Genomic DNA, 21,344 nt, shown 5'->3' with positions numbered 1-21,344 from the left:
GGCGTACGTCCTCTCGGTCAGGGGGGCGGGGCGGTCTGGGCGGGGAGGGGTTTGCCGAGGGGGCCGCGCGGGATGCGGTCCACGAGGCGTACCAGGCGGGGTTCGGCGCCGAGGCCGCGCGCGGTGGCCCGTACGCCGTCGGCCGTCAGGGGGCCGCCCCCGGCGACGAGCAGGTCGTACGCCTCCTCGTGCTGCGGGCCGGCGACGCGTACGCAGGCCACGTCGGCCCCGGGGAGGGCCGCGCGCAGCCGGGCGGCGATGGCGCCGAGGTCGTACCGGATGCCGTTGATCCGCACGAGCTGGGCGCGGCGGCCGAGGCGCAGGAACATCCGGTCGCCGAGGCGGCGGACGAGGTCGTCCATCTCGTGCCGGCCGGGCCGGCTGCCGTCGGGCAGGGCGGACAGGCGCGGGCCGGTCACGGTGAGCGGGCCTTCCGCGCCGGTGCGGGGTGCGACGAAGGCGACGTCGTCGAGCAGGGTCCAGGGCCCGGCCGGGTCCCAGCCGGTGCGGTGGGCGACGGAGCCGGTCTCGGTGGAGCCGAGCAGCTCGATCAGGACGGCGCGGGGGTCGGCCCGGAACCGGTGTGCCTCCGGGGGGAGTTCGGCGGAGCTGTGCAGGAAGGTGAGCTGCTCGAAGGAGGCGGTCCAGCGGGGGTAGCGGGCCAGGGTCCGGAAGGTGGCGGGGATGGCGACGACGGCGATCCGCCGGGCGGTGACGGCCGGCGGCGGGCAGTCGGCGGCGGGCCAGAACCACACGGGCAGTCCGGTGACGGCGGGCAGCAGCACGGTGGCGCAGGCCCCGTAGGCGTGCCGGGGCGGGGCGGAGCTGACGATCGCCCCGGGGGCGTACGGGGCCAGCAGGCGGGCGGTCTGCTCGGCGTCGGCGCGCAGCCGGGCCCCGGAGAAGATCCGCCGCACGGGGTCACCGGTGGCTTCGTCGGACGCCAGGAACGCGTAGTCGCGGCCGGTGAGCCGCTCGCGGGCGCGGGCGGCTTCGGCGGGGGCCAACCGGTCCCAGGGCAGGTGCCACGGCCCGGGCGGCCCGTCGTCGGCGTCGGCCCCGATGCCGGGACGCTCCCAGGGGGCGTCGGGGGGCAGGGCGGGGTACGGCGGTTCGAGGGACATGCGCTCGTCTCCCCCTGTGCGTTCGGGTGCCGGGACGGTGTGGGCGGTGCGGGGCGGCCGCGGCCCGGAGGCCCGTCGGCACACGAGCCCTCAGGGGCCCAACGACGGGCCCGCCCTGCGGGACACGGGCGGGGGCGCCTTTCACGGCGGCGCCGCCCGGAATCGTCACGGACGGGCCCCCTATCCATCCCCTGTGCCATGTGAAATATTACCTTCGCCTCGGCCCCCGGCACCCACGGGCCGCACCCCACGCACCCAACCCCCCGAAAGGGCCCCTCCGTTGCGCAGACTCGCCTCGGCGGGAGCGGTGATATCCCTCGCCGCCCTCGCCCTCCTGCCCGTCCCCGCCGCCCTGGCGGCCACCGCACCCCCGCCCGCCCCGCCGCACGCCGCCCACGGCGGCGAACAGGCCGCCTCCCCGCCCCTCGCCCCGCTGGAACTCCAGCGCCAGGCCCTGCGCCGGCAGGCCCTGGAGGGCATCGCGGCCGGCGGCGCCGGCGGCGCCGCCGCCCGTCCGGCCAGCCCCCTCCCCCGTACGGTGAAGATCGGCAACCAGTACGTCGAACTGGCCCGGCAGCGCCAGGACAAGGTCTTCGTCATCCTGGCCGAGTTCGGAGACCGGACCGACCCCCGCTTCGGCGGCACCCCCGGCCCCCTGCACAACACCATCGGCGAGCCGGCCGCGGACGACAACCACACCCTCTGGCGCAAGGACTTCGACCGGGCCTTCTACCAGCGGCAGTTCTTCTCCGACCAGCCCGGCTCGGCGTCGATGCGCGCCTACTACAACCTCCAGTCCTCCGGCCGCTACGACATCGACGGCACGGTCACGGACTGGGTCAAGCTCCCCTACAACGAAGCCCGCTACGGCACGGACAACTGCACCGAGCCGGGCCAGTGCCGCACCAACTGGGACCTGGTGCGCGACTCCACGGCCGCCTGGTACGACGCCGAGCGCGCGAAGGGCCGTACACCGGCCGACATCAAGGCCGAGCTCGCCCCGTACGACGTGTGGGACCGCTACGACGCCGACCACGACGGGAACTTCGACGAACCGGACGGCTACCTCGACCACCTGGTCGTCGTCCACGCCGGCAAGGACCAGACCTGGGGCGGCGGCGCCCAGGGCAAGGACGCGATCTGGGCGCACCGCTGGTTCGCGTACTGGAACCAGGCCGGCAGCGCGGGCCCGGAGGGCAACAAGGCCGGCGGCACACCGGTCGGGGACACCGGCATCTGGGCCGGTGACTACCTCACGGGCGGCGAGAACAGCGGCGCCGGCCTCTTCTCCCACGAGTTCGGCCACGACCTCGGCCTGCCGGACCTCTACAGCTCGGACGGGGACAACAGCGTCAACTTCTGGTCGCTGATGTCCTCGGCCTCCTACCTGGGCAAGGGCCCCAACACCACCGGCATGTTCCCCGGCGACCTGGACCCGTGGAGCAAGCTCCAGCTGGGCTGGCCCGACTACACGGAGGCCGACGCCGGCCGCAGGACCCGCGCCACGCTGGGCGTCTCGGGCTACCGGACCGAGGACCCGCAGGCCCTCCTGGTGCACCTGCCGCCCTCCACCACCCGCACCGACCTCACCGACCCCTACGAGGGCACCCGCCAGTGGTGGAGCGGCACGGGCGACTTCATGGACAACACCCTGACCCGCCCGCTGGACCTCACCCCGGGCCCGGCCACCCTCACGGCCCGCCTCTGGTACGACCTGGAACAGGACTTCGACTTCCTCACGGCGGAGGCCTCCACCGACGGCGGCAGGACCTGGACCGCCCTGCCGGGCACGGTCAACGGCACCCCCGTCCCGCCGAAGGGCGTCTCGGGCACCTCAGCCGGCTGGACGGAGCTCTCGGTCCCCCTGGACCGGTTCGCCGGACAACACGTCCACCTCCGCCTCCGCGCCACCTCGGACAGCAACACCCACGGCCGCGGCGTCACCCTGGACGACATCCGCGTCACCCCGGCCGGCGGCGGCGACGCCCTCCTGCGGGACGGCGCGGAACAGGGCGACAACGGCTGGACCCCGGTCAAGTGGTCCCGTACGGAGGGCCGCACCGGCACGACCGACCACCCCCGCGTCTACTTCGTGGAGAACCGCCGCCACACGGGCTACGGCTCCCTCCTGAAGTCGGGACCGTACAACTTCGGCTTCACGGGCGACACGGTGGAGTTCTACCCGTACCAGCAGGGCGTGCTGATCTGGCTCTGGGACACGGCCTACAGCGACAACACCACCAAGGCGCACCCGGGCAACGGCCTCCTCCTCCCGGTGGACGCCCGCCCGGCCCCCCTCCGCTTCCAGGACGGCACCCTCCTCAACGCCCGCGCCCAGACCTTCGACGCCCCCTTCTCGACCCGCCCGACCGACCGCATCACCCTCCACAAGGCGGGCACCCCCCTGACCATCCCCTCCCGCCCGGGCGTCCGCGCCTTCGACGACCGCCACACCTCCTACTGGACCCCGGACCTCCCCCAACTCGGCGTCAAGGTCCCGGACACGGGCACCCGCATCGAGATCACCAAGGAAACCCCCACCCGCACCACCCTCCAGCTCACCCCTTCCTCCCCCTGACCCCCGGCGCACGCGCGAGCCGCCCTGCCGGAACCTCCCGGCAGGGCGCTCGTGCTTCCGGGTCCTGTGAGGACGGACACGTCGTCCGGGGGAACCCGGGGTGCGGGGTTGGCGTTGGGGGTGGGGTGGTGGTGGCGAGGGGCGGGAGCCGGGTATGACGGGCAGGGTCGTGCGGGGCTGTGTGCTGGCCGGGGTCTGCTGTGCGCTGGTCGCCGCCGGGGTGGCCTTCGGAATCGGCCGGTTCGGGACCGTCGCCGACGGGGACGCCGACCGCGGGAGTTACGCGCAGGACCGGCGGCAGGCGGACGAGGCCGCCGCGAAGGCGCTGGAGACGCTCGTCGAGGGCGGCGGGGAGCGGCGGGCGCCGGCCGAGGCCGTGTGGCGGGTCTCCGAGCCGCTGCGGGCGCGGACCGCCGAGCCGGAGCCGGCGATCGGGGCGCTCTTCTCCCCCGGCCTGGACTGGGACGACGAGCACCACTGTTCGGGGAGCGTCGTCCACTCGCCCGGCGGGGACCTCGTCGTCACCGCCGCGCACTGCGTCTACGCCGGCGGGTTCCGGACCAACCTGGCCTTCGTGCCCGGGTACGCGGAGGGGAAGGCGCCGTTCGGGGTGTGGGTGCCGACGCGCATCGACGTCGACCCGCGGTGGGTGCGGTCCGCGGACCCCGATTACGACGTGGCGTTCATCCGGGTGCGCCGGCCCGGGCATCCCGGGCAGCGGCTGGAGGACGTCACGGGGGCACACGCCATCCGCTTCGGGCAGCAGCTGCCCGCCCCCGCCCGGCTGGTGGGCTACCCCAATGACGCCGAGCAGCCGCTGGGGTGCGCCAACACGGCCGTGGCCGCCGGGTCCGCGCAGCTGCGGCTGGACTGCGCGGACGTGCCCAACGGCACCAGTGGCGGCCCCGTCCTGACCGGAGCGGACACCCTGATCGGGGTGATCGGCGGCCGCGATGGAGGCGGGGACGAGGTGACTTCGTACAGCAGTTACTTCGGGGACGGTGTGCGGGACCTGTACGAGCGGGCCGCGGGCGGTTAGGCCTCCTTGTGGTGCGGCGGGTAGTCCGCCGTGGTGCGGGGTGAGGTGGGCAGGCGCCACTTCGACAGGACGCGGAGCATCGTGCCCGGGGCGAGGAGGGTGTTCGGCGGGGCGGAGAGGGAGAGCACGCCGAAGAAGGGCGCCGAGATCGCCGCGTCGGTGTTCGCGCCGGCCATGACGCGGGACATGTACGCCTGGAGGACGCGGGTCGCCCGGTCGGGCGGCGGGCCCTCGGTGCCCGGGTAGCGCAGGTCCTCGCTGGTGGCGATCTGCCAGGCGACGTTGGCGGCGGTGACGGTGTGCCGCTGGACGCGCCGGGCCTGCGCCGGGATCTGCGCGGCGCTGAGGCCCTTGACGGCGTCGCCCAGGGCCTGGGCGGTGATGGCGGCGACCGTCATGCCGTGCCCGTAGACCGGGTTGAAGCGGCAGGCCGCGTCGCCGACGACCAGGAGGCCCTCGGGCCAGCGGTCCATGCGCTCGTAGTGGCGCCATTCGTTGGCGGTGGCCCGGAAGCCGGCGGGCGGGCCGAGCGGCTCGGCGTCGCGGATGGCGTCGTAGAGGGCGGGGCTGCGCAGGCTGCGGGCGAAGCCGAGGAACTCGGGGTCCTTCGTGGGCGGGGCGTGTTCGCCGTTGCCGATCAGGGTGACCAGCCAGCGGTCCCCTTCCAGCGGCACCAGCACTCCCCCGCGCGGGCTGTCCGGGCGGCCCTGTACGTACATCCCGTGCCAGCGGCGCTCCGGGCTGTCCCGGGCGGCCTTGGGGATGGCGTACGGGCGGCTGGAGTAGCCGAGGTGGGAGTCGTAGCGGGTGACCGCCGGGGCGGGGTAGCCGAGGGCGGCCAGCCAGGCGGGGGCCTTGGAGGTGCGGCCGGTGGCGTCGACCACGAGCGCGGCGGTGAGGCGGCCGCCGTCGCGCAGGGTCACGCCGGTCACGGAGCGGCCGTCCGCCCCGCCGACCAGTCCGGTGGCGAGCCGGCCGCCCAGCATCCGGATCCGGCCGTCGCGCAGCACGGCCCGGCGCAGGGTCCAGTCGAGGAGTTCGCGGCTGCCGATCAGCATTCCCGCCCCGGGCACGGGCTGGAACCAGTCGGCGGGGCTCAGCCACAGGAAGTCGCGCGGCGACTCCAGCAGCGCGGCGCCAGCCCCCATCAGCTCGGCGGTGGTGCCGGGCAGCAGTTGCTCCATCAGCTCGACGCCCCGCGCCCACAGCACGTGCGCGTGCCGGGACTGCGGCAGGCCGGGGCGGAACTCCGGGCCGTGCGGCGACAGTTCGTCCCGCTCGACGACGGTGACGCGGGCGAACCGCCCCGCCAGGACCCGTGCCGCCAGCAGCCCTGCCAGGCCGGCCCCGAGGACCACGGCGTGGTCCCCGGGGGATTCTGAGTGGTTGTCCGGAGTGTCGTCCATGGGACGAGTGTCCGGCCGCCGGGACGGCGGGGGTCAGGCCCGGGCCGGGGCGGACGGTTGCGTACCGGGGCGTGGCGGGGGCGCGGACGGGGCGGACGGGGGCGCGGGCGGAGCGGGCGGGGGCGCGGACGGAGCGTGCCCGGGGCGGTACGTCACGCCGTCGCGGGGGCGGAGGGGGGAGCAGGGCGCGCACTGCGGATCGTCGGCTCGCGGCCGCGCGCGGGAGCCGCCGGTTGCTCCCGGGGCGCGGCGCGCACGGCGCGCGCGGCGTGAACGGCGCGCCGTCAGCGCGGGAGGGACGCGTACGAGACGCCCGTGAGCTTCTCGGAGACCACCCACAGCCGTGCGCCGGAGGCGTCGTCGAGGGTCCACTTGGCCCGCCAGGAGCGTACGGGCGCCCCGCGCCAGCCGAGCCTCGGCCCGTAGAACCCGTCCTGTTCCACCCCGGGCGCGGTGGCCGCGTAGAGGGTGGGCAGCGCGCCGGAGGAGGCGGGCTGCGCGAGGACCGCGTTGCCGAGGGCCATGACGCGGGAGGCGAAGGTGCGGCGGCCTCCGGGGCGGGATGCTCCGGCGTGGAGGTTCGTGGAGGCGTAGCCGGGGTGCGCGGCGACCGCGGTGACCGTCGCGCCGGCGGCGGTGAAGCGGCGGGCCAGTTCGTGGGTGAAGAGCAGGTTGGCGGTCTTGGAGCGGCCGTAGGCGGTCCAGCGGCGGTAGGAGGCCTCTCCCCGAAGGGGGTCGAGGTCGTCGAGGTCGATGTCGGCCAGGGCGTGGAAGCCGCTGGAGACGTTGACGATGCGGGCTCCGGGCGCGGCCGCCCGCAGCCTCGGCAGCAGCAGGCCGGTCAGGGCGAAGTGCCCGAGGTGGTTGACGCCGAACTGCGTCTCGAAGCCGTCGGCGGTGCGCCCGTACGGCAGGGCCATCACCCCGGCGTTGTTGACCAGGAGGTCGAGGGCGCCGTGGCGCCGGGCGTACTGCCGCGCGAACTCCCTCACCGAGCCCAGGTCCGCGAGGTCCAGGTCCGCCGGCTCCACCTCGGCGCCCGGGACTTCCGCGCGGATCCGGGCCGCCGCTCCGCGCCCGCGCGCGGCACTGCGGCAGGCCAGCACCACGACCGCCCCGCGCCGTGCGAGTTCGCGGGCGGTGACGTACCCGATCCCGCTGTTGGCCCCGGTCACGACGGCTTTGCGGCCGCTCTGATCGGGTATGCGCGTGGCGTCCCAGCCGGTCACGACGACTCCCTCGACGGTTCCTGCACGCCCTTTCCCGGCCACCCTACTCAGGCCCGCGGCACGCGCCGTGGGCGCACCCCGCCCGCGGCGCGTGCTCGCGTTCCTCAGCGGAGCGGGCCGGCGCCGCGGTCGGGCCCCGGGTCCGCCCGGCCCGCCGCCGCCGCCACGAGCACGTCCCCGGCCGCGACCCGGCTGTAGAGCACCGTGCGGCCCGTGCGCCGGCGCAGGACCAGCCCCGCCGCCAGCAGCACCTTCAGCTGCCCGGCCACCGCGCCCAGGCTGAGCCCGGTCAGCGCCACCAGCTGCGTCGTGGACTTCGGGCTCGCCAGCAGCACCAGCACCCGCGCCCGTACCGGGCCCAGCAGCCGTACGAGGGCCTGCGGCGCGGCGGGCCCGGGACCCGGCTGGGTGAGCTGGCCCGCGCACGGGTACACGAGCGCGTGCCGGTGCGTACCGGTCCAGGCGACCCACCCGTGGGCATGGGTCACCGGCACGAAGACCAGCCCGGCCTCCCCCGACAGCTCGCGCGGCCGCCGCTGCTGGAGGTTGACGCGCAGCCGCCCCCCGCCCAGCCAGGCCATGCCGGGCCGCATCCCCGACAGGGCGGCCGCCCAGCCGCCCTGGCCGAGCTGGGCGGTGCGCACCAGGATGTCCGCCTCCGCGATCCGGCGGCGCCGCTCCCAGTCGGGGCGTACCGCCTCCTCCCAGACCCACTCCAGCAGTTCGGCCGTCCTGGGGCCGAGGCCGCGCGCCCGGTCGAGGCCCTCGGGGAGCCGGCCGGTGGCGGCGCGCAGGTCGGTACGGACGACCGCGTCGGGGGCGGCGCGGACGGGAGCGAGCTCCTCGGCGAAGGCACGGCCGTCCTGGTGGGCCGGCGGGGTCAGGTACCCGGCGATCCACTGCCGGCCGAGGGCGGAGCGCACCAGGGCGGCGGTGAGGGGCTCGGCGGCCAGGTGGGCCCGGTAGTGCGGGAGCCGGTCCGCGAGCCAGGCCCGCTCGGCGGGGTGGGCGGGGGTGCGGCGTTCCAGGGCCATGAGGGCGGCGGTGGTCTCGGCGAGGGGGGACACCAGGAACCGGCTCCGCGCGAGCGCGTCGGCATCGATCCGCCACCACCCCATACCGCCCCGCCCCTCCCGCCCCAGCCGGGCCGCGGCTCCCTCCGGCGGCACTGACCTGATCATGCCGCACCCCTGGCCGGGGGTGGGGGGCCTCGGCTACTGGCTCTCCCGGTAGTTCATGAACCAGTGGGTGTCGAAGTAGCGGGCCATCGTGAACGGGTGGTGCGGGTCGAGGAGGATGCGACAGACGAACTCCGCGGCCGAACAGTCGAAGGGGACGACCTGGCCGTCAAAGGTCCGGACCGCGACGGGCCAGCGGTCGGGGTCGCCGTCGTCGGTCCGCCAGCAGTACAGGTCCTCGTGCTCGGTACCCGCCCAGATGAGCAGGCCGTCCTCCCTGAGGTCGGACCACGGCTCCTGGTTCAGGTTCAGGTAGGCGTCGAAGGCGCCCTCCCCGAACGTCTCCACCATGCGTGTGTAGTCCCCGGGAAGGCGCGTGCCCAGGCGCGCCTCGGCCTGCGCCCAGTCGATGTCCGGCCGTCGCGGCGGCAGTGTCCAGCCGGTGATGCCGATGAGCCGCTCGACCCAGTCCTCGCCCTGGTCGAGCGCCGCCACAGGCGCCTTGGCCCGCGGCGCCTGCGTCTGCATCTGCATCTGCGTCTGCCGCAGAGCGGTCGCCAGCACCGGCCGGACGACGCCTTCCTCGTCCCGCGCGGTCCCGGCGCCGATCCACCGGTCCCCGTACGCCCATGCGCGTATCGTCACGGCCCGGCCTTCGAGCAGGGCGAGGAGAGCCGCACCGCAGGACTCGTCCACGGTCGGGTCCGTGAAGCCGTCCAGGACAAGGGTGCGCGGGGCCCCGTGGCGATCGGCCATCAACTCGACCAGCCTGTGCGGGTCGACGTCCAGAGGCAGGTGCAGAGACCCGCCCGGGGCGGCGAGCCGGGCCAGCAGGTCGCTGAGCGTCGATTGCGTGAGGTCCATGGCGGAAAGTGAAGCGCACCGCTCGGACATCCGACCCGCACGCAGACGCATCTGACGTCATCCGGGCGGGCGGGGGACATCAGAGGCAGCGGAAGCCGCGGCCGCGACCGCCGCGGCGAGCTTTCGCGTCGGGGCGAAACTCTGGGTGATGCCGGGTTCCGGTCGGAGACTCCCCGCATGCCACGCAGTTACCGCTCCCTCGTCGTGCGTACGCCCGAGTTCGTCCCCTTCTTCCTCGCCGCCGCCCTGCGCGTCGGGGCCTCCACCACCGGTGGGCTCGCCCTCGGGGTGCTGGTCTACGGCCGGACCCGCAGCCCGCTGCTCTCCGCCCTCGCCATGTTCGGGCCCTCCCTCGCCCAGGTGCTCGGCGCGACCCTGCTCATGGCCGCCGCCGACCGGCTGCCCCCGCGGGCCGCGCTCGCGGGGCTCGCCGCGCTCGCCGCCGCCGGGAGCGGGCTGCTCGCCGCCCCCGGCCTGCCGTTGTGGGCGGTGTTCGCGGTGCTGCTCGGGCAGGGGATCGCCGACTCCCTGGCGGGCGGGGTCCGTTACGGGCTGCTCACCGAGATCCTGCCGCCCGGCGACTACCTCCTCGGCCGCTCCCTCCTCGCCGTCGCCGCCGGTGTCACTCAGGTCGTCGGCTTCGCCGCCGGCGGGGTGCTGCTCGGCGCGCTGTCCCCGCGCGGGGTGCTGCTGGTGTCGGCGGCGCTCGGGCTGGCCGCCGCGCTCACGGTCCGCTTCGGGCTGCGCCGGCGCGCGCCCCGGGCCGGGGGCAGGCCGTCTCCCGCCGAGACCCGGCGCGTCAACAGGCTGTTGCTGTCCGATCCGGCCCGCCGGACGCTGTACCTCGCCCTCTGGGTGCCCAACGGGCTCATCGTGGGCTGCGAGTCGCTCTTCGTCCCGTACGACCCCGCGCACGCCGGGCTGCTCTTCGGCTGCGCCGCCGCCGGGATGCTCCTCGGCGACACCGTCGCGGGCCGGTGGCTGCCGGAGCGGCTGCGGATCCGGCTGGCGGCGCCGCTGCGCCTGCTGCTCGCGCTCCCGTACCTGGTCTTCGTCCTGGAGCCCGGTCCCCTCGTGGCGACGGCCGCCGTGACCCTGGCCTCCACCGGCTACGCGGCCGGGCTGCTGATGCAGGAGCGCCTCGTGCCGCTGCTGCCCGAAGGGACCCAGGGGCAGGCCCTCGGGCTGCACTCGGCGGGGATGCTCACGATGCAAGGGGTCTGCGCGGCGCTCGCCGGGGCGGTCGCCCAGTACACCTCCCCGGCGGTCGCCATCACCGTGCTGGCGGCCGCGTCCGTCGCGGTCACCCTGGCACTGGAGCCGGGCCTGCGCCCCGCTAAGCTGCGGGTCCATCCGCCGCATTCCCCTTCTCCCGTTCCCCGAGGTACCGCGCAGTGAGCTCCGCAGCACCCCCCATACCGGTGACGGTCGTCGGCCTCGGCGCCGACGGCTGGGCCGGGCTCACCGCCGGCGCGCGGTCCGCGCTGGCCTCGGCCGAGGTGCTGATCGGCGGTCCCCGGCAGCTGGACCTGCTGCCGGGGGCGGACTGCGCCGGGCTGCGGGTCTCCTGGCCGAGCCCGCTGCGCCCGGCCGTGCCGAAGCTGATGGCCGAGCACGCGGGGCGCCGCATCGCCGTACTGGCCAGCGGGGACCCGATGTTCTACGGGATCGGCCGCGCACTGTCCGAGGAGCTGGGCCCGGACGCCCTGCGGGTCCACCCGCACCCCTCGTCCGTGTCGTACGCGTGCGCCCGCCTGGGCTGGCCGGTGGAGGACACCGAGGTGGTGACCGTCGTCGGCCGCCCCGTGGCCCGGCTGGCGGCCGCGCTGCACGAGGGCCGGCGGGTACTGGTGCTCAGCGCCGGAGCGGCGACCCCGGACGAGATCGCCGCTCTGCTTCGGGAGCGGGGCTTCGGCCCGAGCCGGATGCGGGTCCTCGAACAGCTCGGCTCCGAGCGCGAGGACGCGTACGAGGGCACCGCGGACGACTGGGACCACGCGCCCGGCGACCCCCTGAACGTGGTCGCCGTGGACTGCCGCCGGGACCCCGGCGCCCGGGTGCCTCGGCTCGGCGCGACCCCCGGCCTGCCCGACGCCGCGTACGAGCACGACGGCCAGCTGACCAAGCGCCACGTGCGCGCCGCGACCCTGTGCGCGCTGGCCCCCGCCCCCGGCGAGCTGCTGTGGGACATCGGCGGCGGCTCCGGGTCGATCGGCATCGAGTGGATGCGTACGCACCCGTCCTGCCGCGCGGTGACGGTCGAGCGCGTGCCGGAGCGGGCCGGGCGCATCGCCCGCAACGCCGCCGCGCTCGGCGTCCCCGCCCTGCGCGTGGTCGTCGGCGCGGCCCCGGCGGCCCTGGACGGGCTCCCGGAGCCCGACGCGGTGTTCATCGGCGGCGGGCTGACCGCGCCGGGCCTGCTGGACGCGGCCTGGGCGGCGCTGGCGCCCGGCGGCCGGCTGGTGGTCAACACGGTCACCCTGGAGTCGGAGGCGGTCCTCGCCGAGCGCCACCGGCGCCACGGCGGCGAGCTGGTGAAGCTGGCCGTGTCGCACGCCGTGCCGGTCGGCGGTTTCACGGGCTGGCGGCAGGCGATGCCGGTCACCCAGTGGTCGGTCACCAAGCCGTCCGCGCCCAGCCCCGGGACCGCACCCGCCGCGCCCACCTCCGAGACCGCGTCCGCGACGACGGCCCCCTCCCCCGCGAAGACACAAGGAGATCCGCAATGACCGTGTACTTCATCGGCGCGGGCCCCGGCGCCGCCGACCTGATCACGGTGCGCGGTGCCCGGACCCTGGCCGCCGCGCCCGTCTGCCTCTACGCGGGCAGCCTCGTCCCGCGCGAACTGCTCGCCGAATGCCCGCCGGACGCCCGGCTGGTCGACACCTCGCAGCTGAACCTGGACGAGATCATCGCCGAGTGCGTACGGGCCCACGCGGCGGGCCTCGACGTGGCGCGCCTGCACTCGGGCGACCCGTCCATCTTCAGCGCGGTCGCCGAACAGATGCGGCGCCTCGACGCGGCCGGCATCCCGTACGAGGTCGTCCCGGGCGTGCCGGCCTTCGCCGCGGCGGCGGCCGCCCTGAAGCGGGAGCTGACCGTCCCCACCGTCGGCCAGACCGTGATCCTGACCCGGATCGCCCAGCAGGCCACGCCGATGCCGCCCGGCGAGGACCTGGCGACGCTCGGCCGCAGCGGTGCGCTGCTGGTGCTGCACCTGGCCACCCGCTACGTCGACCGTGTCGTGGACGAACTGCTGCCGCACTACGGGGCCGAGTGCCCGGTGGCGGTGGTGGCGATGGCCAGCCGCCCCGACGAGCTGATCCTGCGCGGCACCCTGTCCGACATCGCGGCGCAGGTGAAGGCGGCGGGACTGGTGCGCACCGCCGTCATCGTGGTGGGCCGGACGCTGGGCGCCGAGCAGTTCCGGGACAGCCACCTGTACTCGCCCGAGCGCGACCGGCATGTCTGCTGAGCGGGCGCCGGCGCGGCACGTCCTGATCCTGGGCGGTACGACGGAGGCCCGCCGGCTGGCGGAGGCGCTGGCGCGCGAGACCTCGTACCGGGTGACGACCTCGCTCGCGGGCCGGGTCTCCTCGCCGGTGCTGCCGCCGGGCGAGACCCGGATCGGCGGCTTCGGCGGGGTGGCGGGGCTGGCCGGCTGGATCGCCGGGCACGGCGTCACGCACGTCGTCGACGCGACGCACCCGTTCGCGGAGCGGATGAGCTTCCACGCGTCCGGGGCGGAGGCGCTCACGGGTGTCCCGCTGCTGGCGCTGCGACGTCCGGGCTGGACGCCGGGGCCGGGGGACGACTGGACGTTCGCGGACTCCCTCGCCGACGCGGCCGCCGTGCTGCCCCGGCTCGGTGCGCGGGTGTTCCTGACCACGGGCCGGATGGGGCTGCACGCCTTCGCGCACCTCACCGACACCTGGTTCCTGGTGCGTTCGGTGGATCCCCCGGCCGCCCCGGTGCCGCCGCGCCTGGAAGTACTGCTGGCGCGGGGCCCGTTCGATCTGGCCGAGGAGCGCGAGCTGCTGGCCCGGCACCGGATCGACGTGCTGGTCACCAAGGACAGCGGAGGCGACGCGACGTCCCCCAAGCTCACCGCCGCGCGCGAGGCGCAGATCCCGGTGCTGGTCGTACGCCGGCCCGCGGTCCCGGAGCACGTGGAGCAGGCCGGTTCGGTGGAGGCGGTCATGGACTGGCTCCGCCAGGGCTGAGACCGGACCCACCGCCGGGCCCCGGACCCACCGCCGGGACCGGACCCGCCCGTGAGGCCGGACCCGGTCCTGAGGCCGCAAACCCACCGCCGGGGCCGGACCCGGACCTGAGGCCGGACCCGCCGCCGGCGCCGAAGCACCGGCGGGCGGCCCGGGGACTCCTCCGGGCCGCCCGCCCCGGCCCGGCTACCGGATCACGGGTAGCGGCGCGGGGTCCACGTCACCCGGGAGCCGTCGGGCCGCTGCGTGACCTGCGTCTGCGAGGACCCGATCAGCAGGATCGTGCGCATGTCCACCTCCGACGGCTCCAGTTCGGCCAGCGTCACGACGCGCACCGACTGCTCCGGGCCGCCCACGTCCCGCGCGACCACCACCGGGGTCTGCGGCGCGCGCAGCTCCAGCAGCAGTTCGCGGGCCTGGGCCACCTGCCACGTCCGGCTGCGCGAGCCCGGGTTGTACAGCGCGAGGACCAGGTCGGCGGCGGCGGCCGCGCGCAGCCGTTCCGCGATGACCTCCCACGGCTTGAGCCGGTCGGAGAGCGAGATGGTGGCGTAGTCGTGGCCGAGCGGGGCGCCGGCCGCGGCGGCGGCCGCGTTGGCGGCGGTCACCCCCGGCAGCACCCGCACGGGCACGTCCGCGTACTCGGGCTGCCCGGCCACCTCCAGGACGGCGGTGGCCATGGCGAAGACCCCGGGGTCGCCGCCGGAGACGACGGCCACGCGCTTGCCGCGCCGGGCGAGGTCGAGGGCGAACTCGGCCCGCTCGGACTCCACCTTGTTGTCGGAGCCGTGCCGGATCTGGCCCGGCTTGACCGGCACCCGGTCCAGGTAGGTCGTGTACCCGACGAGCACCTCCGCGTCGGCCAGCGCCCGCCTGGTCTGCGGGGTCAGCCACAGCGGCCCGGCGGGGCCGGTGCCGACGACCGTGACCTCGCCGGGGCCCTCGGGGACACTGCCCGGGTTCCCGATCCGGCTGGGCACGACGGCGACGGCGAAGTACGGGACGCTGTCCGGGTCGGTGTCCGCCAGGACCCCGACCCGCTCCCCCTCCATCGTCGCGCGCTCGACGTAGCGGGCCTCGGCGAGCCGGCCGGCGGCCTCCATCGCCCGCCGGACGGCGGGGAAGGTACGGCCGAGCTTCATCACGACCGCCGAGTCCGTGGCGGCGAGGCGCGCGGTGAGCTCCTCCTCGGGCAGGGTGCCGGGCAGGATCGTCAGCACCTCCTCGCCCTCCACGAGCGGGGTGCCGAGGCGGGCGGCGGCGGCGCTGACGGAGGTGACGCCGGGGATCACCTCGGCCTCGTACCGGTCCGCGAGGCGCTTGTGCATGTGCATGTACGAGCCGTAGAAGAGGGGGTCGCCCTCCGCGAGCACGGCGACGGTGCGGCCCGCGTCCAGGTGCGCGGCGAGGCGGGCGGCGGAGGCCTCGTAGAACTCCTCCATCGCTCCCTGGTAGCCGCCGGGGTGGTCGGTGGTCTCGGTGGTGACCGGGTAGACCAGCGGTTCCTCGACGTGGTCGGAGCGCAGGTGCTTCGCGGCGATGGAGCGGGCGATGGAACGGCCGTGGCGGGCGCTGTGGTAGGCGACGACGTCCGCCTCCGCGATGACCTCGACGGCCCGCAGCGTCATCAGGGAGGGGTCGCCGGGGCCGAGGCCGACTCCGTACAGCTTGCCCTTCGTCACGTCCGGGCCGCCGTTCACGGCGCTCTGACGGTCGCTCATTCTTCCTCGCTCGCGATCGCGTTGACCGCGGCGGCGGCGATGGCGCTGCCGCCGCGCCGGCCGCGCACGATGAGGTGGTCGAGGGCCGAGGGGTGGGCGGCGAGGGCGTCCTTGGACTCGGCGGCGCCGATGAAACCGACCGGTACGCCGATGACGGCGGCCGGGCGGGGGGCGCCTTCCTCGATCATCTCCAGCAGCCGGAAGAGGGCGGTCGGCGCGTTGCCGACGGCGATCACGGAGTTCTCCAGCAGGCCCCGGTCCCGCCAGACTTCGAGCGCGGCGGCGCTGCGCGTGGTGCCCATCTTCGCGGCGAGCGCGGGCACGGCCGGGTCGGAGAGGGTGCAGATGACCTCGTTGCCGGCGGGCAGCCGCTTGCGGGTGACGCCGCTGGCGACCATCTGTACGTCGCACAGGACCGGCGCGCCGGCGTGCAGCGCGGCGCGGGCGCGCAGGACGACGTCGGCGGTGTAGCCGAGGTCCTGGGGGAGGTCGGTCATGCCGCAGGCGTGAATCATGCGCACCGCGACCTGGGCGACCGAGGCGGGCAGCCCGGAGAGGTCCGCCTCGGCGCGGATCGTGGCAAAGGACTGGCGGTAGATCGCGGCGCCGTCCTTCTCGTACTCAAACACGGTGTACTCGCTCATTTCTTCACTGCGATGCGGGTGTTGTGGTGGTGCGTGCGGCCGTGAGGGCGGCCGCCAGGTGTGCGTACGGGGTGGGCCGCCCGTCGAGCGCGTAACCGTCGGGGGTGGCGACCAGGTCCACCCAGGCGGTGCCGCGGGGGTGCCCGCACCGGCGGGCGCAGCCGGACCAGTGCACGGGCAGTGCGGGCGCCGGTTCCGTTTCCTTGACGACTTCCTTTACGACGGCACGCGCGTCGGCGCGTACGTCAGCCAGGGACTTGGCGCACCCGGGCTTGCCGGTGCAGGCGGTGACGGACTGCCAGGGGCTGTCGGGGCGGACCACCAGGCCGGCCGCCTCGAGCCGTGCGCAGCCGTCGGCGGGGACGGGGGTGCCCTCGTCGGGCAGGACGACACTGCGCCACGGGGTGACGCGCAGCTCCCGGCCGCCGGCTTCGGCGACCTCGGCCAGGGTCCGCCACTGGGCGGAGCTCAGCCGGCCGAGCGGGGGCAGGACGCACAGCGCGCCCCCGGCCCCCCGCGGCCGGGGCGGTTCCGCGCAGGGCCACGCCACCTCGGGGACGCGGGCCGCGTCGATCCCGGCGGCGGCCAGTCGCAGGGCGAACTCCCCGCCGTCCAGGGCGTGTCCGTCGGGCAGCTCGGCGACCCGCCAGGCCCGGGTGCCGGCGGCGTCGGCGGCGTCGAGGAAGTACTCGGCGGCCAGCAGCGCCGCCCGGGGCGCGTCGGCCGGGGCCACGCCGACGGCGTCGGCGGCGGCTCCGAGCCGCACCAGCACCCGGCGGCCGCCGTCACCGCTGCCGCCGTCACCGCCGTCACCGCCGTCCCCGTCACCGCCGTCCCCCAGCACCGTGACATCGGGGTCGAGGGCGGCGACGTCCCCGCGCCCGTCGTCAACGGCGAAGAGGAACCGCCCGGACAGGGCCGTCGCCCGGGTGCTCGCGCAGAGCAGCCGGTCCAGTTCCCGGACCCGGTGCGCGACGCGGGGGCCGCCCATCGGGGAGGCCACGATGTTGCGCACCCGCTCGTGGCTCGGCGCGGGCAGCAGCCCGGCACCGTCCAGCAGCCGGGCGAGCCCGGTGCCGCAGCCGTCGGAGAGGCCGCGCAGCTGGACGTTGCCGCGCGAGGTGAGCTCCAGGTGCCCGTCGCCGAACCGGTCGGCGGCGGCCCCGAGCACGAACGCCTGGGCGGCGGTGAGCAGTCCCCCGGGGATCCGGACGCGCGCCAGGTAGCCGTCATCGGCGGCGTGCAGCCGCAGCGCGCCGGGGCAGGCGTCGCCGCGGTCGCGTATGACGGGTTCGTCCCGTGACGCGGCGGAGGGGGGCTGGGGCATGGCCGCGAGCATACCCACGATTGCGCGGCCCCGGCCTGTGTCCGTCGCCACCCCGGCCCGGGCCGCCTCCCGCCGCGCCGGGCCGGGACGCGGCGCCGCCCGCGTGCGGGGCGCGGGGTCCGGGGCGGGGCCGCGGCGACGGGGCGGCCCCGATCCCACCCCCACTCCCGGCCAGGGGAAAGGCCGCCTAAGATGACCTTCCGACGGGCCGCTCGGCCCGTCATCGCCGAGGACGGCGACATGGGAGGAAGCCCGGTGCGATTCCGGCGCGGTCCCGCCACTGTGAACCCCGCGGAGCGATCGGCCGGGTGAGTCAGGAACTCCCGCTGTCCTCACTGCCCGGGGCGCGGAAACCCCGAGGAAGGCCTGCCGCCGCATGATCCTGCTGCTGTCGACGTCCGACACCGATCTGCTCAGCGCCCGCGCCGCGAACGTCGCCGGCGGCCCCGTGCCGTACCGGTTCGCGAATCCCTCCCGCCTTCCCCTCGACGATCTCCCCGGACTGCTCGACGGCGTCGGGCTGGTCGTCGTACGCCTCCTCGGAGGCCTGCGCGCCTGGCAGGAGGGCCTGGACGTGCTCCTCGCCCCCGGCCAGACCCGCCCGGTGGTCGTGCTGACCGGCGAACAGGCCCCCGACGCCCAGCTGATGGAGGCCTCCACGGTCCCGATCGGCATCGCCGCCGAGGCGCACCGCTACCTCGCGCACGGCGGCCCGGCCAACCTCGGCCAGCTGGCGCGCTTCCTCTCCGACACCGTGCTGCTCACCGGCCACGGCTTCGAGCCCGCCGCCGCCTCCCCCACCTGGGGTCCCCTGGACCGGCCCGCCGGCACGGCCACCGGCCCCCGGGTCGCGGTGCTGTACTACCGCGCCCACCAGATGAGCGGCAACACCGCCTTCGTGCACGCCCTCTGCGACGCCATCGAGGCCAAGGGCGGGCAGCCCGTCCCCCTCTACGTCTCCTCCCTGCGCTCCCCCGAGCCGGAGCTGCTCCAGGCGCTGGAGCCGGCGGACGCGATCATCACCACCGTGCTCGCCGCCGGCGGCACCCGCCCCGCCACCGCCTCCGCCGGCGGGGACGACGAGTCCTGGGACGCGGGCGCGCTGGCCGGGCTCGGCGTGCCGATCCTCCAGGCGCTGTGCCTGACCGGTTCGCGCGGCAACTGGGAGGAGAACGACGAGGGCCTGTCCCCGCTCGACGCCGCCACCCAGGTCGCCGTCCCCGAGTTCGACGGCCGTCTGATCACCGTCCCGTTCTCCTTCAAGGAGATCGACGAGGACGGCCTGCCCGCGTACGTCGCCGACCCGGAGCGGGCCGCCCGCGTCGCCGGCATCGCCGTGCGCCACGCCCGGCTGCGCCACATCGAGCCCGCCGACAAGCGGATCGCGCTCGTCCTGTCCGCGTACCCCACCAAGCACTCCCGCATCGGCAACGCGGTCGGCCTGGACACCCCGGCCAGCGCCGTCGAGCTCCTGCGCACCCTCATCGCCCACGGCTACGACTTCGGTCCCGAGGCCGAGATCCCCGGCCTGGTCTCCGGCGACGGCGACGAGCTGATCCGGGCCCTGATCGAGGCCGGCGGCCACGACCAGGACTGGCTGACCGAGGAGCAGCTGGCCCGCAACCCGGTCCGCATCCCGGCGGCCGACTACCGGCGCTGGTTCGCCGAACTCCCGGCCGAGCTGCGCGAGAGCGTCGAGGAGCACTGGGGCGAGGCCCCCGGCAACATGTTCGTGGACCGCTCCTCGAACCCGGACGGCGACATCGTCCTCGCCGCGCTCCGCCGCGGGAACCTGCTGATCCTCATCCAGCCGCCGCGCGGCTTCGGCGAGAACCCGATCGCGATCTACCACGACCCGGACCTGCCGCCCTCGCACCACTACCTGGCGGCGTACCGCTGGATCCAGGCGGCCGCCGAGGACGGCGGCTTCGGCGCCGACGCGATGATCCACCTGGGCAAGCACGGCAACCTGGAGTGGCTGCCGGGCAAGAACGCCGGCCTCTCCGCGTCCTGCGCGCCGGACGCGGCGCTCGGCGACCTCCCGCTCGTCTACCCGTTCCTGGTGAACGACCCGGGCGAGGGCACGCAGGCCAAGCGCCGCGTGCACGCCACCCTGGTCGACCACCTCGTGCCGCCGATGGCCCGCGCGGAGTCGTACGGCGACATCGCGCGCCTGGAGCAGCACCTGGACGAGTACGCCCAGATCAGCGCCATGGACCCGTCCAAGCTCCCGGCGATCCGCGCCCAGATCTGGACGCTGATCCAGGCCGCGAAGCTCGACCACGACCTGGGCCTCGACGAGCGTCCGGACGACGACGGCTTCGACGACTTCCTGCTGCACGTCGACGGCTGGCTGTGCGAGGTCAAGGACGCCCAGATCCGCGACGGCCTGCACGTCCTCGGCGGCGCCCCGACGGGGCCGGCCCGGGTCAACCTGGTGCTGTCCATCCTCCGTGCCCGCCAGATCTGGGGCGGCGCCTCCGCCCTGCCGGGCCTGCGCGAGGCCCTCGGCCTCGACGAGTCGGCGGCCACCCGCACGGCGGCGGACGAGGTCGAGGAAACCGCCCGCACCCTGGTCCAGGCCATGGAGGACGCCGGCTGGTCCCCCGACGCGGTCGCCACCGTCGCGGCGGGCCGTCCGCAGGCCGTCGCGGACATCCTCGCCTTCGCCGCGCACGAGGTGGTCCCCCGCCTGGCCGGCACCACGGACGAGATCGCCCACGTCGTGCGGGCCCTGGACGGCGGCTTCGTCCCGGCGGGCCCGTCGGGTTCGCCGCTGCGCGGCCTGGTCAACGTCCTCCCGACCGGCCGCAACTTCTACTCGGTCGACCCCAAGGCCGTCCCGTCCCGGCTGGCGTGGGAGACGGGCCAGGCCCTCGCGGACTCCCTGCTGACCCGCTACCGCACCGACCACGACGAGGAGTGGCCGGCCTCGGTCGGCCTGTCGCTGTGGGGCACGAGCGCGATGCGCACGGCGGGCGACGACGTGGCCGAGGCCCTCGCCCTCCTCGGCGTCCGCCCCGTCTGGGACGAGGCCTCGCGCCGCGTCACCGGCGTCGAGGCGATCCCCCTCGCGGAGCTGGGCCGCCCCCGCATCGACGTGACGCTGCGCATCTCGGGCTTCTTCCGGGACGCGTTCCCGCACGTCATCGGCCTCCTGGACGACGCGGTCCGGCTGGCGGCCTCCCTGGACGAGCCGGCCTCGGACAACTTCGTCCGGGCCCACGCCCAGGCCGACCTCGCCGCCCACGGTGACGAACGCAGGGCCACCACCCGCATCTTCGGCTCCCGCCCGGGCACGTACGGGGCCGGCATCCTCCAGCTGATCGACTCCCGGGACTGGCGTACGGACGCCGACCTGGCGGAGGTCTACACGGTCTGGGGCGGCTACGCGTACGGCCGCGGCCTGGAGGGCCGCCCGGCCCGCACCGAGATGGAGACGGCGTACAAGCGGATCACGGTGGCCGCCAAGAACACCGACACCCGCGAGCACGACATCGCGGACTCCGACGACTACTTCCAGTACCACGGCGGCATGGTGGCCACCGTCCGCGCCCTGCGCGGCACGGCCCCCGAGGCGTACATCGGCGACTCCACCCGCCCGGAAACGGTCAAGACCCGCACGCTCGTCGAGGAGACCTCCCGCGTCTTCCGGGCCCGCGTCGTGAACCCCAAGTGGATCGAGGCGATGCGCCGCCACGGCTACAAGGGAGCCTTCGAACTGGCGGCGACGGTCGACTACCTCTTCGGCTACGACGCCACGACGGGCGTGGTGGCGGACTGGATGTACGACAAGCTCACGGAGACGTACGTCCTGGACCCGGAGAACCGCGCCTTCCTGGAGGAGGCCAACCCCTGGGCCCTCCACGGCATCGCGGAACGCCTCCTGGAGGCCGAGTCCCGCGGCATGTGGGAGAAGCCGGACCCGCAGGTCCTCGAAGCCCTGCGCCAGGTCTACCTCGACACGGAGGGTGACCTGGAGGGCGAGTCCGGCTGACCGCCGCCCGTACG

15 protein-coding genes and 1 riboswitch are annotated in these 21,344 nt (G+C 75.7%); of the genes, 7 read left to right on the top strand and 8 right to left on the bottom strand.

Annotation, left to right across the window (positions count from 1 at the left end):
* Nucleotides 1-17: 17 nt before the first annotated feature.
* Nucleotides 18-1,124, bottom strand: a complete 1,107-nt coding sequence (locus tag ACZ51S_RS32150) for a class I adenylate-forming enzyme family protein (RefSeq protein ID WP_468478683.1) — start codon at nt 1,122-1,124, stop codon at nt 18-20.
* A gap of 280 nt (nt 1,125-1,404) precedes the next feature.
* On the opposite strand from ACZ51S_RS32150, the gene ACZ51S_RS32145 reads away from it, so the two are divergent.
* Together ACZ51S_RS32145 and ACZ51S_RS32140 are read left to right on the top strand one after the other, a co-directional pair.
* Complete coding sequence (locus ACZ51S_RS32145) at nt 1,405-3,702, top strand: immune inhibitor A domain-containing protein (RefSeq protein ID WP_468962774.1); 2,298 nt, start codon at nt 1,405-1,407, stop codon at nt 3,700-3,702.
* Nucleotides 3,703-3,856: 154 nt separating this feature from the next.
* Nucleotides 3,857-4,741, top strand: coding sequence for a trypsin-like serine peptidase (locus tag ACZ51S_RS32140; protein WP_468478681.1), 885 nt, complete (start codon nt 3,857-3,859; stop codon nt 4,739-4,741).
* Here the strand turns inward: ACZ51S_RS32140 and ACZ51S_RS32135 are convergent.
* From ACZ51S_RS32135 to ACZ51S_RS32120, 4 genes are all read right to left on the bottom strand, one after another.
* Nucleotides 4,738-6,147 carry an NAD(P)/FAD-dependent oxidoreductase gene (locus tag ACZ51S_RS32135; RefSeq protein ID WP_468888828.1) on the bottom strand — a complete coding sequence of 470 codons (1,410 nt, stop codon included), beginning with the start codon at nt 6,145-6,147 and terminating at the stop codon, nt 4,738-4,740. The two genes, ACZ51S_RS32140 and ACZ51S_RS32135, sit on opposite strands and share 4 nt — an antisense overlap.
* Nucleotides 6,148-6,431: 284 nt before the next feature.
* A complete protein-coding gene (locus ACZ51S_RS32130) occupies nt 6,432-7,376 on the bottom strand; it encodes an oxidoreductase (protein ID WP_468804072.1) in 945 nt (314 codons plus the stop codon).
* Between the two features lie 104 nt (nt 7,377-7,480).
* Nucleotides 7,481-8,494: a transcriptional regulator gene (locus ACZ51S_RS32125; protein ID WP_468888873.1), complete on the bottom strand. Its 1,014-nt coding sequence runs from the start codon at nt 8,492-8,494 to the stop codon at nt 7,481-7,483.
* Nucleotides 8,495-8,590: 96 nt separating this feature from the next.
* On the bottom strand, nt 8,591-9,418 hold the full coding sequence (locus tag ACZ51S_RS32120) for an SMI1/KNR4 family protein (protein ID WP_468962772.1): 828 nt from the start codon (nt 9,416-9,418) through the stop codon (nt 8,591-8,593).
* A 177-nt stretch (nt 9,419-9,595) separates the two neighbouring features.
* Here ACZ51S_RS32120 and ACZ51S_RS32115 point away from each other — a divergent pair, with 177 nt between their 5' ends.
* Genes ACZ51S_RS32115 through ACZ51S_RS32100 form a run of 4 tightly spaced genes read left to right on the top strand, consistent with a single transcriptional unit; the run spans nt 9,596 to nt 13,641 of the window.
* A complete protein-coding gene (locus ACZ51S_RS32115; RefSeq protein ID WP_468804074.1) occupies nt 9,596-10,816 on the top strand; it encodes an MFS transporter in 1,221 nt (406 codons plus the stop codon).
* Nucleotides 10,813-12,147 (top strand): precorrin-6y C5,15-methyltransferase (decarboxylating) subunit CbiE, encoded by a 1,335-nt coding sequence (gene cbiE, locus ACZ51S_RS32110; protein WP_468962770.1) that lies wholly within the window; start codon nt 10,813-10,815, stop codon nt 12,145-12,147. Before ACZ51S_RS32115 ends, cbiE begins: the two co-directional genes overlap by 4 nt.
* A complete protein-coding gene (gene cobM, locus ACZ51S_RS32105; RefSeq protein ID WP_468478675.1) occupies nt 12,144-12,893 on the top strand; it encodes a precorrin-4 C(11)-methyltransferase in 750 nt (249 codons plus the stop codon). The genes cbiE and cobM overlap by 4 nt, the downstream gene beginning before the upstream one ends.
* Nucleotides 12,883-13,641, top strand: a complete 759-nt coding sequence (locus tag ACZ51S_RS32100) for a cobalt-precorrin-6A reductase (protein WP_468478674.1) — start codon at nt 12,883-12,885, stop codon at nt 13,639-13,641. Before cobM ends, ACZ51S_RS32100 begins: the two co-directional genes overlap by 11 nt.
* Before the next feature lie 194 nt (nt 13,642-13,835).
* Here ACZ51S_RS32100 and ACZ51S_RS32095 read toward each other — a convergent pair whose 3' ends face one another.
* The 3 genes from ACZ51S_RS32095 to ACZ51S_RS32085 are packed head-to-tail and all read right to left on the bottom strand — an operon-like array spanning nt 13,836 to nt 17,345.
* The gene (locus ACZ51S_RS32095) at nt 13,836-15,362 is read right to left on the bottom strand and encodes a precorrin-2 C(20)-methyltransferase (protein WP_468478673.1); all 1,527 of its coding nucleotides are present in this window, start codon (nt 15,360-15,362) and stop codon (nt 13,836-13,838) included.
* Nucleotides 15,359-16,006, bottom strand: a complete 648-nt coding sequence (locus ACZ51S_RS32090; RefSeq protein WP_468478672.1) for a precorrin-8X methylmutase — start codon at nt 16,004-16,006, stop codon at nt 15,359-15,361. The genes ACZ51S_RS32095 and ACZ51S_RS32090 overlap by 4 nt, the downstream gene beginning before the upstream one ends.
* A gap of 4 nt (nt 16,007-16,010) precedes the next feature.
* Nucleotides 16,011-17,345: a cobalamin biosynthesis protein CobG gene (locus ACZ51S_RS32085; protein WP_468962768.1), complete on the bottom strand. Its 1,335-nt coding sequence runs from the start codon at nt 17,343-17,345 to the stop codon at nt 16,011-16,013.
* A 211-nt stretch (nt 17,346-17,556) separates the two neighbouring features.
* Nucleotides 17,557-17,656, top strand: a riboswitch (cobalamin riboswitch).
* Nucleotides 17,657-17,709: 53 nt separating this feature from the next.
* On the opposite strand from ACZ51S_RS32085, the gene cobN reads away from it, so the two are divergent.
* Nucleotides 17,710-21,330 (top strand): cobaltochelatase subunit CobN, encoded by a 3,621-nt coding sequence (gene cobN / locus ACZ51S_RS32080; RefSeq protein WP_468478670.1) that lies wholly within the window; start codon nt 17,710-17,712, stop codon nt 21,328-21,330.
* The last annotated feature ends 14 nt before the right edge of the window (nt 21,331-21,344 follow it).

It is taken from the genome of Streptomyces sp. NPDC034043 (genome assembly GCF_055575675.1).
Note: the sequence above shows the minus strand (reverse complement) of the source record. Positions and strands in the feature narration are given on the sequence as shown.

Excerpts from the sequence above, each read along its gene's own strand:
- ACZ51S_RS32150 (WP_468478683.1), bottom strand. The coding sequence starts at position 1,124 with ATGTCCCTCGAACCGCCGTACCCCGCCCTGCCCCCCGACGCCCCCTGG.
- ACZ51S_RS32140 (WP_468478681.1), top strand. The coding sequence starts at position 3,857 with ATGACGGGCAGGGTCGTGCGGGGCTGTGTGCTGGCCGGGGTCTGCTGT.
- ACZ51S_RS32135 (WP_468888828.1), bottom strand. The coding sequence starts at position 6,147 with ATGGACGACACTCCGGACAACCACTCAGAATCCCCCGGGGACCACGCC.
- ACZ51S_RS32125 (WP_468888873.1), bottom strand. The coding sequence starts at position 8,494 with ATGGGGTGGTGGCGGATCGATGCCGACGCGCTCGCGCGGAGCCGGTTC.
- ACZ51S_RS32120 (WP_468962772.1), bottom strand. The coding sequence starts at position 9,418 with ATGGACCTCACGCAATCGACGCTCAGCGACCTGCTGGCCCGGCTCGCC.
- ACZ51S_RS32115 (WP_468804074.1), top strand. The coding sequence starts at position 9,596 with ATGCCACGCAGTTACCGCTCCCTCGTCGTGCGTACGCCCGAGTTCGTC.
- cobM (WP_468478675.1), top strand. The coding sequence starts at position 12,144 with ATGACCGTGTACTTCATCGGCGCGGGCCCCGGCGCCGCCGACCTGATC.
- ACZ51S_RS32100 (WP_468478674.1), top strand. The coding sequence starts at position 12,883 with ATGTCTGCTGAGCGGGCGCCGGCGCGGCACGTCCTGATCCTGGGCGGT.
- ACZ51S_RS32095 (WP_468478673.1), bottom strand. The coding sequence starts at position 15,362 with ATGAGCGACCGTCAGAGCGCCGTGAACGGCGGCCCGGACGTGACGAAG.
- ACZ51S_RS32090 (WP_468478672.1), bottom strand. The coding sequence starts at position 16,006 with ATGAGCGAGTACACCGTGTTTGAGTACGAGAAGGACGGCGCCGCGATC.
- ACZ51S_RS32085 (WP_468962768.1), bottom strand. The coding sequence starts at position 17,345 with ATGCTCGCGGCCATGCCCCAGCCCCCCTCCGCCGCGTCACGGGACGAA.
- cobN (WP_468478670.1), top strand. The coding sequence starts at position 17,710 with ATGATCCTGCTGCTGTCGACGTCCGACACCGATCTGCTCAGCGCCCGC.